At 44.3% G+C, this 21,474-nt stretch carries 19 protein-coding genes, 1 other RNA gene and 1 pseudogene; 3 read left to right on the forward strand and 18 right to left on the reverse strand.

Annotated features, from left to right (window positions below):
- Positions 1–49 precede the first annotated feature (49 nt).
- The 6 genes and pseudogenes from bioB to ssrA all read right to left on the reverse strand — a co-directional run bounded on the left by bioB (position 50) and on the right by ssrA (position 6,587).
- A complete protein-coding gene (bioB, locus tag NST20_RS11630) occupies positions 50–1,066 on the reverse strand; it encodes a biotin synthase BioB (protein WP_207368652.1) in 1,017 nt (338 codons plus the stop codon).
- A gap of 188 nt (positions 1,067–1,254) precedes the next feature.
- Positions 1,255–2,026 (reverse strand): annotated as a pseudogene (gene istB, locus NST20_RS11635) (IS21-like element helper ATPase IstB).
- Complete coding sequence (locus tag NST20_RS11640; RefSeq protein WP_328013517.1) at positions 2,010–2,300, reverse strand: hypothetical protein; 291 nt, start codon at positions 2,298–2,300, stop codon at positions 2,010–2,012. Before NST20_RS11640 ends, istB begins: the two are co-directional and overlap by 17 nt.
- A 111-nt stretch (positions 2,301–2,411) precedes the next feature.
- Entirely contained in the window at positions 2,412–5,087 is a 2,676-nt protein-coding gene (locus tag NST20_RS11645) for a DEAD/DEAH box helicase family protein (protein ID WP_342399479.1), read from the reverse strand.
- Between the two features lie 312 nt (positions 5,088–5,399).
- Positions 5,400–5,987 carry a restriction endonuclease gene (locus NST20_RS11650; RefSeq protein ID WP_342399480.1) on the reverse strand — a complete coding sequence of 196 codons (588 nt, stop codon included), beginning with the start codon at positions 5,985–5,987 and terminating at the stop codon, positions 5,400–5,402.
- Between the two features lie 237 nt (positions 5,988–6,224).
- Positions 6,225–6,587: a transfer-messenger RNA gene (gene ssrA / locus NST20_RS11655) on the reverse strand.
- Between the two features lie 164 nt (positions 6,588–6,751).
- On the opposite strand from ssrA, the gene NST20_RS11660 reads away from it, so the two are divergent.
- Both NST20_RS11660 and NST20_RS11665 read left to right on the forward strand, forming a co-directional pair.
- Positions 6,752–6,916, forward strand: a complete 165-nt coding sequence (locus NST20_RS11660; protein ID WP_019721240.1) for a hypothetical protein — start codon at positions 6,752–6,754, stop codon at positions 6,914–6,916.
- 137 nt (positions 6,917–7,053) lie between these two features.
- A complete protein-coding gene (locus NST20_RS11665) occupies positions 7,054–7,398 on the forward strand; it encodes a hypothetical protein (protein WP_340702848.1) in 345 nt (114 codons plus the stop codon).
- Here the strand turns inward: NST20_RS11665 and NST20_RS11670 are convergent.
- Complete coding sequence (locus tag NST20_RS11670) at positions 7,393–8,511, reverse strand: RNA-guided endonuclease TnpB family protein (protein WP_195854872.1); 1,119 nt, start codon at positions 8,509–8,511, stop codon at positions 7,393–7,395. The genes NST20_RS11665 and NST20_RS11670 overlap by 6 nt on opposite strands.
- 87 nt (positions 8,512–8,598) lie before the next feature.
- Between NST20_RS11670 and NST20_RS11675 the strand changes: the two genes are divergently transcribed.
- Positions 8,599–8,739 (forward strand): ribbon-helix-helix protein, CopG family, encoded by a 141-nt coding sequence (locus tag NST20_RS11675; RefSeq protein WP_003352379.1) that lies wholly within the window; start codon positions 8,599–8,601, stop codon positions 8,737–8,739.
- Positions 8,740–9,305: 566 nt separating this feature from the next.
- On the opposite strand, the gene smpB is transcribed toward NST20_RS11675, so the two are convergent.
- The 11 genes from smpB to NST20_RS11730 all read right to left on the reverse strand — a co-directional run bounded on the left by smpB (position 9,306) and on the right by NST20_RS11730 (position 21,292).
- Positions 9,306–9,770, reverse strand: coding sequence for an SsrA-binding protein SmpB (smpB, locus tag NST20_RS11680; protein WP_013860180.1), 465 nt, complete (start codon positions 9,768–9,770; stop codon positions 9,306–9,308).
- A 39-nt stretch (positions 9,771–9,809) separates the two neighbouring features.
- Positions 9,810–12,098: a ribonuclease R gene (gene rnr / locus NST20_RS11685; RefSeq protein ID WP_342399481.1), complete on the reverse strand. Its 2,289-nt coding sequence runs from the start codon at positions 12,096–12,098 to the stop codon at positions 9,810–9,812.
- A 27-nt stretch (positions 12,099–12,125) separates the two neighbouring features.
- Positions 12,126–12,875, reverse strand: coding sequence for a carboxylesterase (locus NST20_RS11690; protein WP_013860182.1), 750 nt, complete (start codon positions 12,873–12,875; stop codon positions 12,126–12,128).
- 193 nt (positions 12,876–13,068) lie between these two features.
- Positions 13,069–13,302 carry a preprotein translocase subunit SecG gene (gene secG / locus NST20_RS11695; protein WP_017551316.1) on the reverse strand — a complete coding sequence of 78 codons (234 nt, stop codon included), beginning with the start codon at positions 13,300–13,302 and terminating at the stop codon, positions 13,069–13,071.
- Positions 13,303–13,528: 226 nt separating this feature from the next.
- Entirely contained in the window at positions 13,529–14,824 is a 1,296-nt protein-coding gene (eno, locus tag NST20_RS11700; protein WP_013860184.1) for a phosphopyruvate hydratase, read from the reverse strand.
- A gap of 394 nt (positions 14,825–15,218) precedes the next feature.
- A complete protein-coding gene (gene gpmI, locus NST20_RS11705) occupies positions 15,219–16,754 on the reverse strand; it encodes a 2,3-bisphosphoglycerate-independent phosphoglycerate mutase (protein ID WP_342399482.1) in 1,536 nt (511 codons plus the stop codon).
- Positions 16,747–17,508 (reverse strand): triose-phosphate isomerase, encoded by a 762-nt coding sequence (gene tpiA, locus NST20_RS11710; RefSeq protein ID WP_013860187.1) that lies wholly within the window; start codon positions 17,506–17,508, stop codon positions 16,747–16,749. Before tpiA ends, gpmI begins: the two co-directional genes overlap by 8 nt.
- A gap of 26 nt (positions 17,509–17,534) precedes the next feature.
- Entirely contained in the window at positions 17,535–18,719 is a 1,185-nt protein-coding gene (locus NST20_RS11715) for a phosphoglycerate kinase (RefSeq protein ID WP_342399483.1), read from the reverse strand.
- Positions 18,720–18,809: 90 nt separating this feature from the next.
- Entirely contained in the window at positions 18,810–19,817 is a 1,008-nt protein-coding gene (gene gap, locus NST20_RS11720) for a type I glyceraldehyde-3-phosphate dehydrogenase (RefSeq protein WP_017551320.1), read from the reverse strand.
- Between the two features lie 65 nt (positions 19,818–19,882).
- A complete protein-coding gene (locus NST20_RS11725) occupies positions 19,883–20,911 on the reverse strand; it encodes a sugar-binding transcriptional regulator (RefSeq protein ID WP_342399484.1) in 1,029 nt (342 codons plus the stop codon).
- 135 nt (positions 20,912–21,046) lie between these two features.
- The gene (locus tag NST20_RS11730; protein ID WP_342400422.1) at positions 21,047–21,292 is read right to left on the reverse strand and encodes a glutaredoxin family protein; all 246 of its coding nucleotides are present in this window, start codon (positions 21,290–21,292) and stop codon (positions 21,047–21,049) included.
- Positions 21,293–21,474: the final 182 nt, after the last annotated feature.

Below are 21,474 nucleotides of genomic sequence, written 5' to 3' on the forward strand. Positions count from 1 at the left end.
CGCCAAGCATGAATGGGTGATGTTTAAGTGTAAAACTTGAGTAAAGTATCTATGAATGATACAAAGTGAACTGCTGGCCTTCTGTTTCGAACGGATTTTCTTCTATTTCAAATCCGAGATCTTTAATTAACTGGTAGTCTTCTTTTGCGTCCTGACCATCTGTCGTTAAATAATCACCTATAAAAATAGAGTTGGCAATAAATAACCCCAAATTCTGCAAAGAACGCAAATGATATTCCCGCCCGCCAGCAATCCGAATTTCCTTTGTGGGGTTGACAAACCGGAACAAGGACAAAATTTTTAAACAACGAATCGGTGTCAATTCGTCCATATTTTCAAGCTTTGTTCCCTTAACAGGATGCAGAAAGTTGACCGGAATAGAATCAGCGTCCAGATCCTTGAGCGCGAATGCCATATCGATAATGTCCTTATCCGTTTCCCCCATTCCGCAAATCACACCGGAGCAAGGGGAGATGCCTGCCTTTTTTACGTTTTCGATTGTGTTGACTCTGTCTTCATAACCATGTGTGGTTGTGATATTCGCATGGTGGTTTGCACTTGTATTAATATTGTGATTAAACCGGTCCACACCCGCTGCCTTCAGCTTGAACGCCTGCTCTTCAGTAACGAGCCCTAAACAGGCACAAATTTTTAATTGTTCCACATCCCGCTTAATTTCCTCAACCGCCGCAATTACTGTGTCCACTTCACGGTTGGTTGGTCTTCGTCCACTCATCACAATGCAATATGTACCAATTTTATTCTTTTTCGCTTCCTTTGCCCCTTCCACAATCGTTTGTTTGCTGACTAATGGATACCGGTCGATTTTTGTTGCCGCCTTAATTGACTGTGCACAGTAGCCGCAATCTTCCGGACAAAGACCGCTTTTGGCGTTAATAATCAAATTCAGCTTTACCTTTTTTCCATAAAAATGCCGGCGGATCTGATAGGCTCCATGGACAAGTGCTAATACTTCATGATCACTAACCGTTAAAATTTCCCTGGCCTCTTCTTCCCTTATCACATAACCTTCAATCACCTTTTCTGCCAAATTCGTCCAATCCACGAAAGTCACCCCTTTTTATTTGTCAACCTAAATTAATTTATGGTTTACATTTAAAATTATATGACAGTTAAAATTTTGGTCAAGTATTTTTTGTATTTTTCACACAAAAAGGTTTGGAAAGGGATGCGGCATTTCACTTGTCCGCCCCAAACTGTAGCCGTCAAGTAAAATTGAACACTTTTTGCTAATTAATTTTGAACACTTTTTTTCATAAAAATGGATGATCGATGTTTCATGCGATAGCTGTCATCGTTCCTAAAATGAATGACTTCTGCTCGGTGTAATAATCTGTCCAAAATAGCTGTCGTAATACCTGGATCCCCCAATAGTTCACCCCATTCATTTGGGCCCTTATTAGAAGTTAGAATGACAGAAGCATTGTCATACAAGTCGTTAATTAAATGGAAAAACAAATTTGCCTCCCGTGAATCCATGGCCATGAACATCAAGTCATCAATGATGACCAGGTTTGAATCCCGGATGCGCTTCATTCTTGTTTGTGATTTTCGGGTAACATCTTCCGTCTTCAATGTTTGGATAAGCTGCCCCATGGAGATAAAAGAAACTTTGTAGCCCTGATGAATTGCCTCTATCCCTAATCCCGTTGCCAAATGTGCTTTTCCTACTCCAGGCGGTCCCAGAATAATTAAATTAAAAAGCTGATCAAGCCATGTGAATTCTTTTAACTGATTGATCTGTCTCCTACTTAGCGATTGTTGCTCGTCTACTTGGAATGCATCTATTGTCTTGTAAAACGGAAACGTTGCCCATTTTAATCGTTTTTCAATCAATTTCTCATCTCGGCGTTCCAACTCATAGCTAGTCAGATGTTCCAGAAAAGTGCGGTATGTCCAATCTTGTGATTCAGCTTCTTGAATCAGAGATGGCAAATGATTTGCCGTCTCTGATTAATCGCAATGTTCGAAGCTGCTGCTGAAGTTGTTCAAGTGATTGTGTCATACTTTGTTGCTCCTTTCAACACATCCAAATATTGTGCTAATTCCCGGTTCTCCGGCTGTGTATCCAGAAGTGAAGGTTCTATGCCATGCAATGCCTTAATCTCCTCTTCTGCCCGTTTAAATTCCTCTTTTTGTTGCTGCTGTCTGTTTTTTGCAAGAAAAAAGTGCAGAGTATTGCAGTATATAAATTCTTTTATACCGCATAAAAATTCAATCTGAATTCTCGCTATTAAGGGCTTGACATGGAGCCTCTGCAGCCATGATTCTTTTGCCAAGCGGCCAGCTGTAACAGATTTGGCAAACCCAAACAGGTTATCATGGCTACCCCTCCATGTAAAGCCCCTCTGCATAACCATTTGCATAGAAATTTTGCACATCTCTGCACTTTAATTTTGCAATAAACAATAGTTAAATTCATTGTACCAACACTTCCGCAAACCATCCGTGCTATTACTATCAATAAATGAACCGTTAGTAACAAAACCAATTACGCCTTTACTCCCGATACGATCGCTTGCCCAGCGAAACGCTTTAATATAGGAATCATACAAGCTCTTCTTTAAGCTAGCTGATGAATAGCGGGCATAGGTTGAATCTATGCGTTCATCTAATTTAGGATATGATTGATTTTGATTGTTGTCGTTCGCATTCGTTTGCCCTATTGAATATGGAGGATTCCCAATTATAGCAAAAATAGGCTTCCTTCGTTGCTTTTCAAGTCGCTCATTATTTTCCCCAAACAACTCGTCCTCAAATGAATCCTCTTTCTCGGTACTTTCAAACGTATCCGTTAAAACAATGCCCTCAAATGGTTTATAATCGCCCTCCATTATGGAATGGAAGGTTTCTTCAATATTGATAGCAGCGATATAGTAACTCAACAGTACAATCTCATTCGCATGAAGTTCTTGAGTGTACTTGCGCAACAAATCCTCTTTTGAAATTAATCCACTTTGCAGCAACCTCACGATAAACGTACCAGTACCCGTAAATGGATCAAGGATGTGAACTCCTTCATCGCTAATTGACTTACCAAAGTACTTTTTCAATACATCATTAACGGAGTGAATAATGAAATCCACCACTTCAACAGGGGTAAACACAATTCCCAAACGTTCGGTTGTTTCTTTAAACCCAACTTTAAAGAACTTATCGTACAACTGGACGATTATGTCCTGTTTCGCTTTTAGATTATCTATCCCCTCAGCACGCACACGCACACTTTCATAGAAGTCTTTCAAACGTTCCTGTTCTTTTACAAGCCCTTGTTCATCCATAACCTTCAACACAGCATCCATAGCTTGTGAAACGGGGTTATTGTTCACAAAGCTATATGAATCAAACAGTGCTTCAAAAACTGGTTTTGTAATCAGGTGTTGTGCCAACATTTCAATCGCTTGTTTTTCTGATATAGAATTATTGATGTTATGACGTAACCCAGAAAGAAACTTTTGAAATGCCATATACGTTTCGCTGTTGGTATCTTCCAACATTACTCGAATACGCATCATGTGTTGTTGTGCAATTTCAGCAACATCTTTTGACCAATCTTCCCAATAACGTACATTCCCAACCTTCTTTACAATTTTGCCATAAATCGCACGTTCAATTTCCGAGAAATCATCTTCATCAAGATTAAAAGCCAACTGTTCAGATACTGGTTCAGCAACAATAAATCCACCTTCGCTTTCATCAGGTGCGGAACCAACCCCAATAACTTGCAACTGGTCAGGTTTCTTTTTGTTCAATTCCAATTTATTGATCATTGCATCAAAACGTTCGTCTAACGAACGCAACGCATTTAGAACGTCCCAAACTACTTGATACTTCTCATTTTTATCTAAGACCGTATTTTCATCAACACCTGCAGGAATACCGATAAGAAGGATGACATAACCATAATCTTTTCCTTCTGCTTTACGCATAACTCGTCCTACTGCTTGTGCAATGTCAATACGTGATTTACGAGGTTTTAAAAACATAACTGCGTCCAAATCCGGAACGTCTACACCCTCTGTAAGGAAGCGTGCATTAGTAAGGATACGACAAGTATTTGGTGGAACTTCTGCCTTCAGCCAAGAAATTTTCTCATTCTTCTGCAGGGCATTCATCGAACCGTCCGCATGGTCTATTTCAATTCGAACCGGCTCTGTTTGGTCTCCTGATTCATTGATAAACATATCAACAACTTCTGTAAACATTTCCTTAATCAACTTCGACTCACGAATCGTTCCAGCAAAAGCAATAGCCCGCTTCATTGGATTAGCAGAAATCACATTAGAATTACTCTTACGTTTGATCAACCCATTCCAACAGCCGATAATTTTCGTTACATCATCAAATTCAAGTTCTGTGTCACGCTTATTCGCCAGCATCTTTTGAAAACGACGGGCAATTACTTCTTCATCAACAGCCAGAACCATAACTTTATAGTCCGTTAAAATCCCTTTATTTACGGCATCTCCAAATCCAATTCGGTAAAACTCTTCACCATAAATTTCTTTATCATTCATATCTGCAATAACAACAGACAATTCATCAGCTTTCTTCTTTGCATCATCACCATAAATACGAGGAGTAGCCGTTTGATACAGACGTTTTTTAGCTTTAATATTGTCATTGCTATGTACTTTCACAAAAGCACTAGCTTCTTTTCCCACTTCGGTTGCTCCGGTTGTACGATGAGCTTCATCACAGACAACCAAATCGAACTCATAAAAGCCATTTTTCTGAGCCTCAATAATTACGTCAATGGACTGATATGTTGAGAACACGACTAAGAATTTGCTTTGGTGATCCGCCGAATCAATAAGCTTCTGATGCTCCAGTAACTTGCGATAATCAGTCGTAGCCGGATAACCTAAATCTGCTGCCGCTATATCCTCAATCTCGTTTTCACCTTTTGCCTTTTTTGTAACTTTTCTATCCGAACAAACCGCAAAAGTTTCCATATCCTCACGATACTTAGAATCGGCAGTCCAGCCTCTTAAAGATTGGGAAAGCAACTGAATACTAGGTACAAGATATAATACCCTGAATGTACCATTTTTCTTCTCTGCCATCCTTTCGGCAATTACCATAGAAGTATATGTTTTTCCTGTACCGGAGCCATAATCAACTTTCCACGGTCAGCCGTTTCAAAACCATTTAGGGCTTGCTGAATAAGCAAAAGTCCTAGACTTGGTAAGGATACTGACAGCTTTGGCCGAACTTTAAATGCAAGGGTTTTATAAAAAATGCAGGAAAAACTTTGCACTCTAAAGCTGATTCAACATACAGAGAGGACAGAATAAAGCATTTTCGCAGATGCATTCTCCTATGATATTGAGGTAGAGCTTGCTGACAAATCAGATACAAGCCATAATCGGATTCGTTCAGCAAACCCCATTTACTACTGCCTCAATAGCAGGAATCTGGTGAGAACGTGGTTTCTTAGGTGACTTCAACGCAATTTTCTGCGGATTATCAAAGGAGAACTGTGACCAATCAATCTCACTCTCACGCAATTGCGACAAACCAATACGAGCAATGTTTTTGTCACGGTCTAATAAAGCGTTGTTCGCATTACTGCTCCACTTGTCCGTTGAAGTTACAATAATCCCTTCTGCATAATAGCTCTTCCCCACTTCATTTAAGAAAGAATCAATATGCAACTTTTGGATTGTCATATTTTTCGAATAATATTTACACTGAACAGCAACCAACTCACCAGTTTCCCTTTTTCGGGCAACTAAGTCTACACCTGTATCTTTCTTCGGAATTCCATATTCTTCAGGAACATCAGATAACATCCATACTTCATCAAATAGCCGTGCATACATTGGTTCTTTCTTCAGATATACTGTAACCAATAGCTCAAAAAGGGTTCCACGATCACGTTGTGCCATGTCTTCCCGTTCTAAATTGGAGATAATATCATCTAATGAATGGCTTTTCACTTGATAGCTAACTGTTTCTTCCATATTTCTAAATACCTCCAAGACCCCAAAATATTAGAGTAAAATATCATTGTCTTTCTCAATTTTACCACACCGATTTTGCTGCCCATCAATTTAATTTAATCTAACATCTAATGATTTCTTGAATACGTTTTTGACTACGGATGTTTGATATTCAATAAAATCAAATGAAATGGTAAAAATAAAAAAACCCTTGATATACAAGGGCTTTGGATCAGTTTGAAATCCATTGATTTCGTTTTATGGAGACGGTGGGAGTCGAACCCACGTCCAGAAATATCGCCACTCAGGCGTCTACGAGCGTAGCCGGCATATTTGCGTTTCGCGCAGCCATCTGCCTGCCAGCGGGCGTCCGGTGCGCTAGCCTGATTGGTCTCTTCCTTCGTCCCCAGGCGGAGGACAGCCGGCGTATCCCACTGAATTTGAGACCCTTACCCTACCACATGGGCGATGGAGGGAGGATCCGCTTAGTGCTTATTAGGCAGCTAAAGCGAGTTTAGTGTTAGATTTGCCAGTTATTTTTAGGCGTTGCGTTTTTACGGGGACGACCCCCCGGCTCGCAGCCTGAGCTCGATCTATCCCTGTCGAATCCGTAACGTCCCCGATATAAAAAGGGCGCTGCAGATTTTACATATAACTGGCCTGCACATACTATTATAACATGAATCCTGCAAGATGCAATTGTTCAGTTTTTCCGTATGTGTCAAGTTTTTCCCGGCAGTATGGCAGAAGAAGAAAACACATACAATACCTCATAGGTGAAAAGAATGGATGAAAGAAAACTGTATAAGTCCCCTTTTTCTACCGTGCTGTGGTCGGTTGCTTTTCCCGGATTCGGACAGCTTTACAACGGTGATTATTTCATCGGGCTTTTGATCATGCTTTGGACGGCAGCCATCAATTTCGGTTCGAACCTCAATCTGTCGGCTTAAATTGCGTTCAAAGGAAATTTCAGCCTAGCCGGTGAACTGTTCCATCCCGAGTGGGGGATTTTTTTCCTGCCGTTTACTGCTTCTCCCTCTGGCAAGCCTTTAACAAGTCGGTATCCATTAACCGGAGATTGGCATCATTGGGGTTGAAAAAGCCAAAAAAAGCAACACATTTAACTGGTTTCTTTTTCGGCATGTTGGCAGGTTTCAACTTTGGCCTCTTCTGGCATTTCCCTTTTTTCCGGTTTTTTGGATTTTTGGACGTTCTGGATTTGCCTGTAATTAACGGGCTGGTGGTTGGCTCCATTTGTGCTGCTTTGGGCCATCGGATCGAGTCTCTTTGTGATAAACATGGTGAACTACCCTCCACTTATCAACCTTATGGTTTGATTGAAGTGGGGGCTTCTCGACTTATCGTTGCTTTTACTAGCCAACGAAAACTGACCGAGCTAACCCTCTTGTTCCAAGAGTTTTGTTACTTATGATAACGCTAATAAGCGTAATCCCTCATTTTTGATATTGATTGCTGAATTGTGATCGCGATCTAATACAAAGCCGCAAGAACATTTATATACACGTTCAGATAATGGCATTTCTTTTTCCTTGCCGCAACATGAACACTTCTTAGTGGAGGGAAACCACTTATCAATTTTCACAAGTTGTTTCCCCTGTTCTTTTAGCTTATACGCTAAGAAAGTAGTGAACATACCCCAGCCGTTATCATGAACGCTTTTCCCAAAGTGAAGGGCTTGAGACATCCCTTTCATGTTCAAGTCCTCAATCACGACAGCATCAAAGTTAGAAGCTAATTCTTTTGACTTATGATGAAGAAAATTCATGCGTTGGTTCGCCACTTTCTCATGTAACTTAGCCACTACTAGTCGTTGCTTGTTCCAACGTGCAGAACCTTTCTTTCTTCGAGAAAGAATTCGTTGTGCTTTTGCTAATTTATCTAAGGCTTGCCGATAGTAACGTGGGTAATTGGCTTTCTTACCCTGTTCACTCTCGACATATAGACCATCCATAGCAAAATCCAAACCAACAACTTTCTGTATTTTAACTGGACGAATATCTTTCTCATATTCTGTCAAAATTGAAATGTAGTATTTGCCTGTCTTTGTTTTAGAAATAGTGCAAGATTTGATTTTATAATCAGCAGGTATCTCTCTATGCTGTTTCATTTTTATTGGCTTTTTGATTTTTGGCAGTTTGATATGACCATTTTCTAGCTTAATATTTCCGTTGACCATATTAGTTGTATAGGATTGTTTTGCTTTACGATTTTTGAACTTTGGAAAATCCGCATTTCCTTCAAAGAAATTCTTATAAGCAGTCTGTAAGTTCATTTGTGCATTTGCCAAAGCTAAAGAATCCACTTCTTTTAGGAATGGAAATTCACTTTTATATTTTGCAGGGGTCGGAAACTTTTGCTTTTTAAGCGATTCTTTATCATCCTTGAACTTTTCATACGTTTCTTTGCGTTCAGCTAACATCTTATTGTAGACAAAGCGAACACAACCAAATGTCTTAGCTAATAATGCGGATTGTTCTTTGTTTGGTAACAAACGAAACTTGAAAGCTTTGTTTTGCTTGGCCATATCCATTCACCTCACTTTGTGCGGAAAAATTTCGTATATATTGATTATATCGTAAAAAATCCGTACAATCAATATGAGGTGATCATCATGAGAGAAGAGAAAGAACGTGTAGAAATTCGTATGCCTAAGACGATATTAGAAAAATTGGAGCAATATCAAAAAGAAAATGGGATTCCAACTAGAACAGCCGCAATCTTAGAATTGTTGAGAAAAGGATTGGAAAAATAACTTTGGCTAAAGCCAACCGAAATTCATCTCCCACCTACTCATTGGTGCGATTCGCACCTTCACATTCCTTGAGGATGGGAGACTTCTTTCGGAAAGCCGTTAAAAAGCAATTTTTTTAGCATTTCATAATACCGGACAAGAACAAAAAGAATTGAAATAAAGGAAGTATGCGATTTGGTTTCTTTGATTTCTATTTAAAACTGAACGAAAAAGAGGAGGCGAAAGTAATGGAAAACATTAAAATGCTGGACCCGGATGAAGCGGAACAAGTATTGAAGCTGCCAAATTCCTACTTTGATCGCGGGTATAAAACAGGATTGGAAAAAGGGCGGGAAGAATGATAGCGAACAATAGCCGAGAGAATCGGAGCCGCCATTGATTGAAGGATGGCCGGCCCGCACCAGACAGAAATAACAAATGAACGCAACGGTTGGAGCATTGGCAAGGCGGAACCCGGCAGGCCTCTCTCCCACAATTGAAAAAAGCCATTTCTTAAGGGAAGCGCGCAAATCTTCTATCCGGCGCCTTCCCTTTTTTTCGTTCAGAGGAGCCGCCATACTGTTTTTTTAGTGCTGGCGGGCTTTAAAGGCGCGTTCAATCTCGCGGGCGGCTTCTTTCCTCTTCAAGGATTCGCGCTTGTCATAATTCTTTTTCCCGCGGGCGACGCCGAGCAGCACTTTTGCATACCCATTTTTAATATAGATTTTGAGTGGGATTAAAGCATAACCCTTTTCTTTTGTCACACCGGCCAGCCGGTCAATTTCTTTCTTGTGCAGCAAAATTTTCCGCGGGCGAAGCGGGTCATGATTGTACCGGTTTCCCTGCTCATACGGGCTAATGTGCATCCCGTAGACAAAGACTTCCCCTTTTTCCACACGGGCAAACGAGTCGCGCAAATTTACGCGGCCGGCCCGGATCGATTTGATTTCTGTCCCCTGCAGGACAATGCCTGCTTCATATGTTTCTTCGATAAAATAATCGTGGCTTGCTTTCTTATTTTGCGCCAGCACTTTCCCTTCGCCTTTTGGCATTTCGTTTCCCCTCCGGTGAAGGTTCCCGGAAAAATCCGGTTACCTTCGATTTGCTTTTTTCTTTTTCGGCGGCCTTGTCGCCCAGTCTTCGCCGGCATGGCGCGCTTTTTGCGGCCGGGCAGAATGGGCGCCGCGCACTTTGACGATCTTTTTCGGGCGTTCTTCCGTTTTTTCGCGGCGGTTGTTTTTCATGCCGACAATTTCAAAATCAATATTGTGTTCGTCTTTGTTCACATTGAGCACGCGGACGCGGATTTCATCGCCAATGCGGAATACATTTCCTGTCCGCTCGCCGATCATGGCATATTGCCGCTCATTGTAATGGTAATAGTCATCTGTCATATAGCTGACATGGACAAGCCCTTCAATGGTGTTCGGCAGTTCGACAAACATGCCGAAATTCGTAACCGAGCTGATAATCCCATCGAACTCTTCCCCAATTTTGTCTTCCATAAATTCGGCCTTTTTCAGCTCATCCGTATCCCGTTCAGCTTCTACTGCCCGGCGTTCCATTTTCGAGGCATGGTCCGCAATTTCCGGCAGCAATGCTTTCCATTTTTCTTTTGTCTTTTCATCCAATTTTCCGCTGATCAAATAAGCGCGGATCAACCGGTGGACAATCAGGTCCGGATAACGGCGGATCGGCGAGGTGAAATGCGTGTAAAATTTCGTTGATAAGCCAAAGTGGCCAATGCATTCCGGATCGTACTTCGCCTGCTGCATCGACCGCAGCATGACCGTCGACACGACCATTTCCTCAGGCCGTCCGGAAACCGTATCAATGATTTCCTGCAACGCGCGCGGATGCACTGAATTGGCTGTCCCACGTACGATCAGGCCGAAATTGGTAATAAATTCAAAAAACCGCTGCAGTTTCTCCGCTTTCGGCTCTTCGTGGATCCGGTAAATAAACGGCACGTCCAGCCAGTAAAAATGTTCGGCAACCGTTTCGTTGGCAGCGAGCATAAATTCTTCGATCAGCTTTTCTGCAACCGACCGCTCACGCAACACAACATCCGTTGGTTTGCCATTTTCATCGACAACGACTTTTGCTTCTTTAAAATCAAAATCAATGGCGCCGCGCTCCATCCTTTTTTTGCGCAAAATCTCCGCAAGTTCGGCCATTTGCTCAAACATTGGAACGAGTGGTTCATAATGTTTTCTGAGCGCTTCGTCGCGGTCAACAAGGATTTTGTTAACGTCCGCATACGTCATCCGCGCGGTCGTTTTGATGATGCTTTCAAAAATTTCATGATGGACAACGTGGCCTGTTTCATCAATTTCCATTTCGCATGACAGCGTAAACCGGTTGACTTGCGGATTCAGGGAACAGATGCCGTTTGATAAACGGTGCGGGATCATCGGGATGACGCGGTCAACAAGGTACACGCTCGTCCCGCGTTCAAATGCTTCACGGTCAATCGGTGATCCTTCCCGTACATAATGGCTAACATCTGCGATATGGACGCCGAGCTTGTAATGGCCGTTTGCCAGTTTTTTCACGGTAACGGCATCATCGAGGTCTTTTGCATCGGCCCCGTCAATCGTTACAATCATTTCCCCGCGCAAATCACGGCGGCTGCCAATCTCGTTCTCATCAATTTCTTCCGGCACCCGGTTTGCCTGTTCGAGCACTTCATCCGGAAATGCCTGGGGCAGCCCGTACTGATGGATAATCGACAAAATATCGACACCGGGATCATTTTTATGGCCGAGAATTTTGATGATTTCGCCTTCCGCATTTTTCGTGCCTTCCGGATAGGCGGTAATATGGACAATCACTTTATGGCCTTCGACAGCACCGCCGTTTGCTGTTTTCGGAATAAAAATATCGCTGCCGAACCGTTTGTCATCGGGTACGACAAATCCGAAATGTTTGCTTTCGACGTATGTGCCGACAAGTTCTGTCTGGCCGCGCTCAAGAATGCGCACAACGGTTCCTTCCTGGCGCTGGCCTGAGCTTTTGGTGGACACACGGACAATAACGGTGTCTCCATTTAATGCATGGTTCGTTTCATGCGGCGGGATAAAAATGTCGTCCATCCCGGGTTCATCGGGTGCGACAAAAGCAAAGCCTTTCGGGTGGCCGATCAGTTTCCCGCGTACGAGATTCATTTTTTCCGGCAGGCCGTAACGGTTGCTTCGCGTGCGGACAATGAGGCCTTTTTCCTCCATATAAACGAGCACTTTTACAAATGCCTTGAACTCGGAAGAATCGTCAATGCCGAACGCTTTTTCCAGTTCCTGAACCGTCAGCGGCTTGTACGTCTCTTCTTTCATATAAGATAAAATTTTTTCAACATCTTGCTGTAGTTGGTCTTGTTCCATTTTTTTCCCTCCTTTTTCGGGAAAATTTTAAACCGACCAGTCAAGCGACTCCAGAAATGTGTATACATCTTCGTGAAGTTGGTCTTTTTCGCCATCGAGTGTAATGACATGGCCGGAGTTCTCATACCATTTGAGTTGCTTATGGTCTGTTTCCACTTCTGAATAAATAATATTGGCGCTTTCCGGGCGGATCATTTCATCATGGCGCGCTTGTACGACAAAAACAGGCGCATAAATGTGATCGACATGGTTGCGCACATCCTGAATAAGCTCTTGCAACGATTGCAGCGTATGCATCGGCGTTTTTTTAAATTCCCGCATTTCTTGTTCGATCTGCGCTTCGCTTTTCCCTTCGAACTGTTTATATTTGCGGGCATACGCAACCACGCCTTCATACATCGTTTGCTCGCTTTTTATGTACATGGGCGCGCACATGGTGATAATTCCCTTTACAGGTACAGTGTAACCTAATTTTAAGGAAAATACCCCGCCCAGTGACAATCCGGCCACTGCAATTTCATGATACCCTTTTTCTTTCAATAACTGGTAGCCGTTCATGACATCCTGCCACCAGTCGCTTGGGCCCGTATGCAAAAGATTTTCAGGCGGTACCCCGTGCCCTTTATATTGCGGCGCATGGCAAGTGTATCCTTTTTTTTCAAGGAAGCGCCCGAGCATCCTGACATCGGCGCTGCTTCCGGTAAATCCGTGCAAAAGCAGTACAGCCCTCTTGCCGGCTTCAAATAAAAACGGTTTGGGTGGTACAATTCTCATCATCCGTAAAAAACGCCTCTTTCCTGCTGTTTTTCTTTGGGGCCTTTGTTCATTTTATTTGTAACAAAGACGTTTCGGAATTGCCAGCAATCCGCATAAAAATACCCGGCCTGGATTTTGGGACCGGGATGGGTGTCTTAAAGTTTACAGGCATGTGCGGATAAGGCTTCTGAAAAGTTGCCTGATTTGCATACCCTTATAGGTTTACATATGCAAGTCCGATGGCCAGCAGGAAAAATAAAACAGCGAGCACAATCGTAATCCTGTGTAAGATCAGGTCAATACCGCGCACTTTTTGTTTCCCGAAAAGCTGTTCAGCACCGCCGGAAATGGCGCCGGACAATCCCGTGCTTTTCCCGGGCTGGAGCAGAATGACTGCAATCAACAGAATTGAATCGATGATTAGTAACGTTAATAACAATGTATGCACAACTGCACACCTCCTGAGACGGGCAATACCTAATCTTGAGTATACCATATTGGGGAGCGGGGTTCAACTACATTGGAACAATTGTCCGAAAAGGAACAGCGTCTTCCTGATCCGGCCCTCGTTTTGTCTTTTAGGGGTCCGGTGATGAAGGACGTTTTTTGGGTTCCGGGTTTTCCCATACAATCAAAAACTGCCCGGCTCTCACCGGGCAGCGTACCAAAACCAATTATTTTTTCAAGTTGTAGAAAGTTTTTTTGCCAAGGAACTCGGCTGTTTCAGCCAGTTCGTCTTCGATGCGGAGCAATTGGTTGTATTTTGCTACGCGGTCGGTACGGGATGGCGCACCTGTTTTGATTTGGCCGGCGTTTGTTGCAACGGCGATGTCCGCAATGGTGCTGTCTTCTGTTTCGCCAGAACGGTGGGAAACAATTGCAGTATAGCCTGCACGTTTTGCCATTTCAATCGCATTGAAAGTTTCCGTCAAAGTACCAATTTGGTTTACTTTGATCAGAATGGAGTTGCTAATGCCTTCTTCAATACCACGGGCAAGTTTTTCAGTATTGGTTACGAACAGGTCGTCGCCCACCAATTGGACTTTCTTGCCAAGGCGTTCTGTTAACATTTTGAAGCCTTCCCAGTCATTTTCATCCAAACCGTCTTCAATGGAGATGATTGGGTATTTCGAAATTAATTCTTCATACCAGTTGACCATTTCTTCAGCAGTCAAAGCTTTGCCTTCGCCGGCTAAATGGTATTTATGGTCTTCGTCGCTGTAAATTTCGGAAGATGCAACGTCCATTGCAAGCAAAACTTGTTCGCCTGGTTTGTAGCCGGCTTTTTCGATGGCTTCAATAATGGTAGAAAGGGCTTCTTCATTCGATTTCAAGTTTGGTGCAAAACCGCCTTCGTCCCCGACAGCAGTATTATAACCTTTTGCTTTCAAAACAGAACGCAGGTTGTGGAAAATTTCAGCACCCATGCGCAACGCTTCCTTGAAAGTCGGAGCGCCGGCAGGCATGATCATGAATTCTTGAATGTCCACGTTGTTGTCAGCATGCGCACCGCCGTTTAAGATGTTCATCATTGGAACAGGCAGTTGTTTTGCGTTGAATCCACCAAGGTATTTGTACAAAGGCAAATCCAATTCGTTTGCTGCAGCACGGGCAACAGCAAGGGAAACGCCAAGGATGGCATTTGCGCCAAGTTTGCCTTTGTTCGGTGTGCCGTCCAGTTCGATCATTGCTTTGTCAATACCGACTTGGTCAAACACATCGTAACGGCCGATAATGGCTTCAGCGATCGTGTCGTTTACATTTTTAACAGCTGTTTCGACACCTTTACCGAGGAAACGGCTTTTGTCGTTGTCACGGAGTTCAACAGCTTCGTATTCACCTGTAGAGGCACCGCTTGGCACCAATGCGCGGCCGAAACCGCCGTCTTCTGTGTAAACTTCTACTTCAACAGTTGGGTTGCCGCGCGAATCCAATACTTCGCGTGCATAAACATCAGATATTAAAGACATCTTCTTATCTCTCCTTTTTCAATGCATAAATGGGGGTTTTCATCACTTTGTGAACTACCCGCTATTAAAATGGCAAGTTTCCAGTTCTACGCAATGAACGGATGTCCGTTGAACGTATACACTGTTGGCATGTCCAACACCACTACTGATTGAGCCTTTAGCTCATTCAGATGCTTTTTGCAGATATTCATTGCACCATTCGTCATTCAAATCGTACAAAGCGGTACTTTCCAGGCATGGCGCTAAGGGCATATCCGCGGCAAATTTTCCCGGCATGCCCCCGGGTGTCATCCCTTTCCATGCCCCAAGCACCATTCAGGCATGGCGCTCCCGTTTTCAGGGCGTCACTTTCACCGCATTTGGCCGGATTTTCCTTTTATCAGGCTTCCCAGGGTCATTTTTTAATCAGGCTTGTGCCTGTCATTTCTTTCGGTTTTTCAATGTTCAACAGATCAAGCATGGTCGGTGCCAGGTCGGCAAGGATGCCGCCGTCACGCACTTCAACGCCTTTTTTCGTGATGATGACCGGAACCGGATTTGTCGTATGGGCTGTCATCGGCTTGCCTTCCGGTGTCAGCACTTCATCTGAGTTACCGTGGTCAGCCGTGATAATAGCATAGCCGCCTTTTTCAAGGATCAGGTCCACTACTTTGCCGAGGCATTCATCGACAGCTTCGATCGCTTTAATGGTTGGTTCCAGCTTGCCGGAGTGGCCAACCATATCCGGGTTTGCAAAGTTCAAAATGATGGCATCTTGTTTGTCATTCCGGATTTGCTCCAGCAAAGCATCCGTTACTTCATAGGCGCTCATTTCCGGTTTCAAGTCATATGTTGCCACTTTAGGGGAATGGATTAAAATTCTTTCTTCCCCCGGAAATGGTTCTTCACGCCCGCCGTTCATAAAGAACGTCACATGCGGATATTTTTCAGTTTCTGCAATCCGCAGCTGTTTTAACCCGTGCTGTGCCAATACTTCGCCGATTGTATTGTCAAGGCTGACCGGTTTGAAGGCAACATAGCCTTTGACCGTTTCCGAAAAATGTGTCATGCAGACGAAGTACAAATCTTTCGGATGATTCGGGCCGCGGTCAAATGCACGGTAATCTTCATTCGTAAAAGCATTTGAAATTTGGATGGCACGGTCCGGGCGGAAGTTGTAGAAAATGACCGAATCATGGTCCTGAACCGTTGCCACCGGTGAGCCGTCTTCTTTTGTAATCACAGAAGGAATAACGAATTCATCAAAGATCCCGTTTTTATAGGAATCTTCAATCACCGCCATTGGGTTCGGATATTTCGGGCCTTCGCCGTATGCCATGGCACGGTACGCTTTTTCCACACGATCCCAGCGCTTGTCACGGTCCATGGAATAGTAACGGCCGGTAATCGTTGCAAATTCGCCAACGCCGTACTCTTTAAATTTTTCTTCCGTTGCTTTGATGTATTTTTCCGCTGTTTTCGGGCCCACGTCACGGCCATCAAGGAATGCATGGACGTATACTTTTTTCACACCTTGATCGGCTGCGAATTTCAACAGCGCGAACATATGGCGGATATGGCTGTGCACGCCGCCGTCCGACAACAAGCCGAATAAGTGGAGGCTTGTCCCGTGTTTTTTCACATTTTCAACCGCGCCGAGGAAGGTTTCGTTCTTTTCAAACTCGCCTTCTTTGATCGACATGTCTACGCGCGTCAGATTTTGGTAAACGATACGCCCTGCACCGATGTTTGTATGGCCGACTTCCGAGTTCCCTATCTGGCCATCAGGAAGGCCGACGGATTCGCCGCTTGCGCCGAGCTGATTGTGCGGGAACTCTTTCCAGTAACGGTCAAAATTTGGTTTTTTTGCTTGGGCTACAGCATTGCCGTATGTTTCTTTCCGGCAGCCGAAGCCGTCTAAGATGATTAATGCCACAGGTGCTTTACTCATGGCTTACCGCCTCCAATAATTGCAAATAAGATTGCGGGTCAAGGCTTGCGCCGCCCACTAATGCACCGTCAATATCCGGTTGTTCCATGAATTCTTTAATGTTGCCGGGTTTTACACTGCCGCCGTATTGAATTCGGACACTGTCAGCAACATCCTGGCTGAATTGGTCCGCGATGGCACTGCGGATATAGGCACAAACTTCGTTGGCATCTTCGGCAGTCGAAGATTTGCCTGTTCCGATTGCCCAGATTGGTTCATAGGCAACGACAACCTGTTTTGCCTCGTCGCCGGAAAGCCCGGAAAAAGCAGCTTTTACCTGTGAGCCGACGATTTGTTTTGTTTCATTGTTTTCCCGTTGTGCCAGTGTTTCTCCCACGCATACGATTGGTGTTAAATGATGGGCAAAAGCAGCTTTCACTTTCTTATTGACTGCTTCATCCGTTTCATTAAACATTTCACGGCGTTCAGAGTGTCCCAGGATGACATATTCAACATGCAAATCCGCTAGTGCAACCGGGCTGATCTCGCCTGTAAAAGCACCGCTTTCTTCATAGTGCATGTTTTGGGCGCCAATTTTCACGCGGGTGCCTTTTGTTGCTTCCACCAGGCGTTCCAAAAAGAGCGCAGGCGCACAGATGACGCTGTCGACAACAGATTCGCCAGGTACCGAATGTTTTACCTCTTCGACAAAAGCCAGCGCTTCCGGCAAGGTTTTATTCATTTTCCAGTTCCCCGCAATGATCGGTTTACGCAATAAGGACACTCCCTTTCCTGATAAAATTATTTGTCATTTAAAGCTGCAACGCCTGGAAGTGTTTTCCCTTCCATAAATTCAAGCGATGCGCCGCCGCCCGTTGAAATATGGTCCATTTTTTCTGCCAGATGGAATTTTTCAACAGCTGCCGCAGAGTCGCCGCCGCCGATGATGCTGTAAGTGCCGGTTGCAGCCGCGAGCGCTTCTGCAATGCCTTTTGTCCCGTTGGCATACTCGTCCATTTCGAATACGCCCATCGGTCCGTTCCAAATGACGAGTTTCGATTCTTTGATGACTTTGGCATACAGTTCAACCGTTTTCGGGCCGATGTCAAGTGCCTGCCAGTCAGCCGGAATTTCTTCAATTGCTACTTCTTTTTTGTTGGCCGTTTCGGAGAATTCGTCTGCTACGACCGCATCAACCGGCATATAGAAGTTGACGCCTTTTTCTTTCGCCTTTGCCATAAAAGATTTTGCAAGGTCAATTTTGTCTTCTTCAAGCAGCGATTTGCCGATTTCATGGCCTTGTGCTTTGACGAACGTATAAGCAAGGCCGCCACCGATGATCAGGTTGTCGACTTTATCCAGCAAATTGTCGATGACGCCGATTTTGTCTTTGACTTTCGCGCCGCCGATAATGGCAGTAAAAGGGCGTTCCGGATTGGACAATGCTTTGCCGAGCACATCGAGTTCTTTTTGCATTAAAAAGCCGGATACTGCAGGAAGGTAGTGGGCGATGCCTTCCGTTGATGCATGTGCGCGGTGTGCAGCACCGAAAGCATCATTGACATAAAGGTCAGCAAGTGCAGCAAATTCTTTTGCCAGTTCCGGATCATTTTTTTCTTCGCCAGGGTAGAAACGGACGTTTTCAAGCAAAAGCACGTCGCCGTTTTCCATTTTCGCGATTTCCGCCTTGACGGATTCGCCGTAAGCTTCATTTGCTTTTTTGACGTCTTTTCCAAGCAGTTCACTCAGGCGTTTTGCAACCGGCGTGAGGCGCAGTTCTTCAACAACCTGGCCCTTAGGACGGCCGAGGTGGCTGGCAAGAATGACTTTCGCGCCGTTTTCCACCAAATATTTGATCGTTGGAAGGGCAGCGCGGATCCTTGTGTCATCCGTTACATTGCCGTCTTTTAACGGAACATTGAAGTCGACGCGGCAGAAAACGCGTTTGCCTTGCAATTCAACATCTTTAATCGATTTTTTGTTCATGGCAAAACGAACCTCCTTTTTATTCACGAGCATTGAAAAAAGGGAGAGGGGATTCTTCCCCACCCCCCTTGCAACGTTTTATCGTTCAAATTAAAGGCCTTTAGAAGCGATGTATTCAACAAGGTCAACAACGCGGTTGGAATAACCGAATTCGTTGTCATACCAGGAAATGACTTTCACCATGTTGCCTTCGATAACCATTGTGGATAATGCATCAATGGTCGAAGAAACAGTTGTATGGTTGTAGTCACGGGATACAAGCGGTTCTTCGCTGTAAGCGAGGATGCCTTTCAATTCGCCTTCAGCCGCTTCTTTCAATGCTGCGTTTACTTCTTCAACCGTTACGTTTTTGCCAAGTTCAGCAACAAGGTCAACAACAGAAACGTTTGGAGTCGGAACGCGCATAGCCATACCGTTCAATTTGCCTTTCAGTTCAGGCAATACAAGTGCAACTGCTTTGGCAGCACCAGTTGTTGTAGGAATGATGCTTTGTGCTGCTGCACGAGCACGGCGGTAGTCTTTGTGCGGCAAGTCAAGGATTTGTTGGTCGTTTGTGTAAGAGTGAACAGTTGTCATCATACCACGTTTGATTTCAAATTTTTCATGCAGCACTTTTGCAAATGGCGCCAGGCAGTTTGTTGTGCAGGATGCATTCGAAATGACATTATGTTTTGCAGGATCGTATTTGTCTTCGTTAACACCCATAACGATCGTGATATCTTCGTTTTTAGCCGGAGCAGAAATTACAACTTTTTTCGCGCCTGCTTCCAAGTGTTTTGCTGCAGCATCACGGTTTGTGAAACGGCCTGTTGATTCAACAACAACGTCAACACCGAGGTCACCCCATCCGAGATTTGCAGGTTCGCGTTCAGCCAAAACTTTTACTTTATGGCCGTCTACAACAATGGAATCACCGTCAACAGTGACTTCTTCTTCGAGGTTGCCATGAACTGAGTCATATTTTAACAAGTGTGCAAGCATTTTTGCATCTGTCAGGTCATTGATTGCGACGATTTCAACATTAGGATTGCCTAGAGCAGCACGGAATACGTTACGTCCGATACGTCCAAATCCGTTAATACCAACTTTAACTGCCATTTGTATTTCCTCCTTTAGTCGTAAAAATTTTATATTTCAAAAGGGTTATCCCTTTTAAAAACAGGTTAGCGCCAAGCGAGAATTTGTTTTGCCGCCCCTTCGTCCGTAATCAGAACAGTGGATTCCGGCTTCGTGTTCATGTAGGCTTTAATGGCCTTTGCCTTGGATGCCCCGCCGGCAACCGCAAAAATATGGCGGATCTGGTGTAAATCTTCAAGTTGCAGGCCGATCGTCCGGACCTTGTGAACAATTTCACCATGTTCATTAAAATAGTACCCGAACGCTTCGCCGACTGCATGCCCGCGGATGATTTTCTCCATCTCTTCTTTTCCGGTCTTGCGGCGCTCTGCCATCGTCATGGCTTCGCCAATGCCGTGCAGCACAATATCCGCTTGTTTAATAAGGGTAAGAACTTCTTTAATGGACGGCTCATTTACGACCGATTTGTACACTTCCGGGCTGACCTGGTCAGGCACATATAATACCCTGTGTTTTCCGCCGGTCCTTTCCGCCATTTTTGCGCAGATCGTGTTGGCCTGGTTTGCGACATCTTCACCGATCCCGCCTCTGGCCGGCACGAACAGCAGCTGCCTCTTGGCACTGATATCGGGAGTTAACACATCTGCGACTGCGGCCATCGTCGATCCTCCGGTTACAGCGATTATATTGTTTCCCGTTAAGGCGGCTTTCATTCTTACAGCACAAGCCCTTCCAAGCTCATTTTTCACCCACGGTTCTTTATCGCTGTCCCCTTGAACCACGACCACGTCTTCGAGGCCCAAAGCTTGTTTCAGCTTTTCTTCCGTTTCATTTATACCCGATATTTCTCTCATCATGCTTTCCATATTTTGTAATAAGGCAGCACCGTCATTTGTCACCGACATGCCCGAGGGTTTTACGTCAATGAGCTTTTGATTTTTTAAAAAAACCGTTTCGCTCCTCAGTACGCGTTCTGACATGCCGAGCATTTGCGCCAATGTTCTTCTTCCGACCGGTTCCGCAAAAGAAATGGAACGAAGGATCCGGTACCGTTTTTGCATGACAGCGAGGATATCGGGGTATAATTTTTTTTGAACCTCTATCAACGATCGCATAGATGATGTACTCCCTTAAATAATTATGTAGGTCGTGTTGAGTCCCATAGAGACATTTTTTGTCCCACCTGCTTCAAAAAAAATTACCCTCGCTACATATTTCATTCTAGCAGGATAAATTTTGCATTTCAACTATTATTGCTCATGAATTTCATGTAAGCGCTCCTTTATGGCAAAATTGTGAATCCGCCCATATCCGAGCATTTCCCCTTTATACTCGACAACCGGGATCATAAGGCCGTATTTTTCCGTCCACGCATCGCATGCTTCGATGTCTTTTTCAATCAGCCGAAACGGGATTTCCCTTTGCAGGCGTTGCAGCTGTTCTTTTGCTTCCGCACAAAGCGGGCATTGTTTTCTTGTATATAGCACCAGTTCCATTTTAAAATCATCCCCCTTTCCGGCCATTCGTGGCAGGAGCATGGGCTGTGCTCCCGGCATACACAAACAGGAATGGTTTTAAATGCACCGTTCGGTTATTTGTTTTCGCAAGGCGCGCGTTTGCCCGTTCCCGTCCGGTTCACCCTTTTTTTCCGGCAGAAGAAACGCGCAACTTCCGGTTT

The sequence above is a fragment of the Weizmannia sp. FSL W8-0676 genome, assembly GCF_038593015.1.
Taxonomy (GTDB): domain Bacteria; phylum Bacillota; class Bacilli; order Bacillales; family Bacillaceae_C; genus Weizmannia; species Weizmannia coagulans.

Bases quoted from the DNA above. Each gene is read 5' to 3' on its own strand.
- rnr (WP_342399481.1), bottom strand. From the start codon at position 12,098: ATGGAACAAGACCAACTACAGCAAGATGTTGAAAAAATTTTATCTTAT.
- NST20_RS11650 (WP_342399480.1), bottom strand. From the start codon at position 5,987: ATGGAAGAAACAGTTAGCTATCAAGTGAAAAGCCATTCATTAGATGAT.
- NST20_RS11645 (WP_342399479.1), bottom strand. From the start codon at position 5,087: ATGGCAGAGAAGAAAAATGGTACATTCAGGGTATTATATCTTGTACCT.
- NST20_RS11675 (WP_003352379.1), top strand. From the start codon at position 8,599: ATGAGAGAAGAGAAAGAACGTGTAGAAATTCGTATGCCTAAGACGATA.
- NST20_RS11715 (WP_342399483.1), bottom strand. From the start codon at position 18,719: ATGAACAAAAAATCGATTAAAGATGTTGAATTGCAAGGCAAACGCGTT.
- NST20_RS11670 (WP_195854872.1), bottom strand. From the start codon at position 8,511: ATGGCCAAGCAAAACAAAGCTTTCAAGTTTCGTTTGTTACCAAACAAA.
- eno (WP_013860184.1), bottom strand. From the start codon at position 14,824: ATGTCTTTAATATCTGATGTTTATGCACGCGAAGTATTGGATTCGCGC.
- smpB (WP_013860180.1), bottom strand. From the start codon at position 9,770: ATGCCAAAAGGCGAAGGGAAAGTGCTGGCGCAAAATAAGAAAGCAAGC.
- NST20_RS11660 (WP_019721240.1), top strand. From the start codon at position 6,752: ATGGATGAAAGAAAACTGTATAAGTCCCCTTTTTCTACCGTGCTGTGG.
- gap (WP_017551320.1), bottom strand. From the start codon at position 19,817: ATGGCAGTTAAAGTTGGTATTAACGGATTTGGACGTATCGGACGTAAC.
- NST20_RS11690 (WP_013860182.1), bottom strand. From the start codon at position 12,875: ATGATGAGAATTGTACCACCCAAACCGTTTTTATTTGAAGCCGGCAAG.
- NST20_RS11730 (WP_342400422.1), bottom strand. From the start codon at position 21,292: ATGGAACTGGTGCTATATACAAGAAAACAATGCCCGCTTTGTGCGGAA.
- gpmI (WP_342399482.1), bottom strand. From the start codon at position 16,754: ATGAGTAAAGCACCTGTGGCATTAATCATCTTAGACGGCTTCGGCTGC.
- NST20_RS11725 (WP_342399484.1), bottom strand. From the start codon at position 20,911: ATGCGATCGTTGATAGAGGTTCAAAAAAAATTATACCCCGATATCCTC.